The sequence below is a fragment of the Clavibacter sp. MX14-G9D genome (genome assembly GCF_032917815.1).
Taxonomy (GTDB): Bacteria; Actinomycetota; Actinomycetes; order Actinomycetales; family Microbacteriaceae; genus Clavibacter; species Clavibacter michiganensis_K.
The window spans coordinates 1-2,104 of record NZ_JAVCVL010000320.1 but is presented as its reverse complement, the minus strand read 5'-3'; the positions used below and the strand labels follow the sequence as shown (position 1 = coordinate 2,104).

The window sequence follows — 2,104 nt, the reverse complement described above, 5'->3', positions numbered from 1 at the left end:
ACCCGCACGGCGCCGCGCATCGCCCTCTGCCCGAGCGCCGACGACGGGTGGCTGAGGCGCGCCCCGCCCGGCGGGAGCCCCTGCGCGCTGTCGGCGTACCGCCGCAGCTGCGCCTCGTAGCGCGCGAACGCGGCCGCGAAGGTGTCCGCGGGATCGGAGAGCGCGCGTCCCAGCTCGCCCGCGAGCACGTGGGCGGCGACGAGGGAGAGAGTCGTGCCCATGCCCGTGGGGCCCGATCCCCAGGCCGCGTCGCCCAGGAGCGCGATGCGTCCCTTCGACCACGTGGACACGATCACCTGCTCCATGCGCTGCGTGTAGAACTCGTCCGGTCGGGCCTGGAATCCGTCGAGGATCCGCTCGACCTGCCAGCCCGTGTCGCGGAAGCGCGCGCGGAGCACGGTCATCTGCGCCTCGAACGGCAGCTGCTCGAACCCGGACGGCTCCGACTCGAACGACAGGCTGGCGCGGATCGTGCCCTCGTCGTCCGGTCGGATGGTGGCGTTCCGCGCGCGGCGTCCCGTGAGGAAGTCCCAGTAGCCGGTGTCGCCGGGGAGCCGGTCGATCGTCCCGTAGGCGATGCTCACGCCGTGGTCGCGGAGCGTGGTCTCCTCGGCGAAGGCCAGCCGGCGCGTGCGGGAGCTGCGGCCCTCGGCGACGAGCAGGAGGTCGTAGCGCTCCCGGGATCCGCTCGCGAGCTCCACGTCGACCCCGGTGGCGTCCTGCCGCGCACCCGTGACGAAGTCGCCGTAGCGGAGCGCGACGTCGTCCCGGACGAGGTCGACGAGGATCCCCGCGAACCGGCCGCGCAGGATCTCCACCTCCGCCGTCGGCCCGTCCTCGCCCTCGGCGCGCGGGAACGAGGCGAGGACGCGCCCCTCCTCGTCGACGAAGCGCGTCCCGTCCTCGCCGGTCAGGTTCGCCATCACGACGTCCTCGATGCCCATGCGCCGGAGGACGTCGCGGCCGAGGCCGCGCACGTCGATGTTCTGGCCCGCCTGGCGCGGCGCGGCCGAGCGCTCGAGCAGGGTCACGTCGAAGCCCTCGCGGTGCAGGCCCCAGGCGAGCGCCGGTCCGGCGATGCTGGCTCCCGTGACGAGGACCCTCGGGCGGAGGCGGGTGGTGTCGGCCATGCGGTGGTCTCCTCGTGTCGTCGAGCGGATGCGCGATGCCGCGTCCGAGTAGACTCTATGGCGTAGATGCTTCATGGTGAAGCAATCGGGTCGACTCGGAGGATCACGACATGTCCCACACCATCGCGGTCCCGGGCGACCGCTCCGAGGTGCTGGAGCGGCTCCGGGACTACACGACCGCGTTCGACGAGTCGGTGCGGCAGCTCGCCGCGGCGCTCGGGCTCCCGACCACCGACACGACGGCGCTCGCCGAGGTGATCTGGGCCGAGACCGCCGACCGGGCGCTGTCGCCGGCCCGCCTGTCGGAACGGCTGCACCTGACGTCGGGGGCCACGACCGCGCTCATCAACCGGCTCGAGGGCGGCGGCCACCTCGAGCGGAGCCGGGAGAGCGCCGACCGGCGGGTGGTCACGCTGCGGTCGAGCGCCGCGACCCGGACGCGCGTGATGGCGATGCTCCAGGGTGCGCAGGCCGACGTCGACCGGGCGCTCGACGGGTTCACCGCCGACCAGCTCCGCACGGCGGCGGAGGTGGTGCGGGCGATCACGGACGGCACCGCGGCGGGGACGCGCGGCATGGGAGGCGACGGCGCGACCCGGAGCTGAGGGGCGGTGGTCCGGTCAGCCTGCGGCGACGCAGGGGCTGCCGCAACCCTCCCTCGCCGCTGCCGCCGACGCCGCCGCCTCCGCCCGCTCGAGCAGCGACACGTGCAGGTAGCCGGAGTATCCGCCGGGCGTCCGGCCGTCGCGCCGGCCGGAGGTCAGCACCTCGCCGGCAGCGGAGGCGGTGACCGTGACGCCGAGGAGGCGGAGCCGGGCGACCAGGTCGACGTCCTCGTGCTCCGCCAGCGCCGGGAAGCCGCCCGCCCGCACGTAGGCGTCGGCGCGCACGCCGAGGTTCGCGCCGTGCACGTGCCCGTTCGCGTGCCCGGGCACCCGCGTCGCGCGCCAGGCGGCGACCTGCGCGGGGCTCAG

2 protein-coding genes and 1 pseudogene are annotated in these 2,104 nt (G+C 75.1%); 1 reads left to right on the top strand and 2 read right to left on the bottom strand.

What is annotated here, in order from left to right; genetic code table 11:
- On the bottom strand, positions 1–1,130 hold a 1,130-nt coding region (locus tag Q6969_RS15180; protein ID WP_317231192.1), incomplete at its 3' end, for an FAD-dependent monooxygenase.
- A 110-nt stretch (positions 1,131–1,240) separates the two neighbouring features.
- Between Q6969_RS15180 and Q6969_RS15175 the strand changes: the two genes are divergently transcribed.
- Positions 1,241–1,735, top strand: a complete 495-nt coding sequence (locus Q6969_RS15175) for a MarR family transcriptional regulator (protein ID WP_317231191.1) — start codon at positions 1,241–1,243, stop codon at positions 1,733–1,735.
- A 15-nt stretch (positions 1,736–1,750) separates the two neighbouring features.
- On the opposite strand, the pseudogene Q6969_RS15170 reads toward Q6969_RS15175, so the two are convergent.
- Positions 1,751–2,104 (bottom strand): annotated as a pseudogene (locus Q6969_RS15170) (glycosyl transferase); the annotation flags it as partial.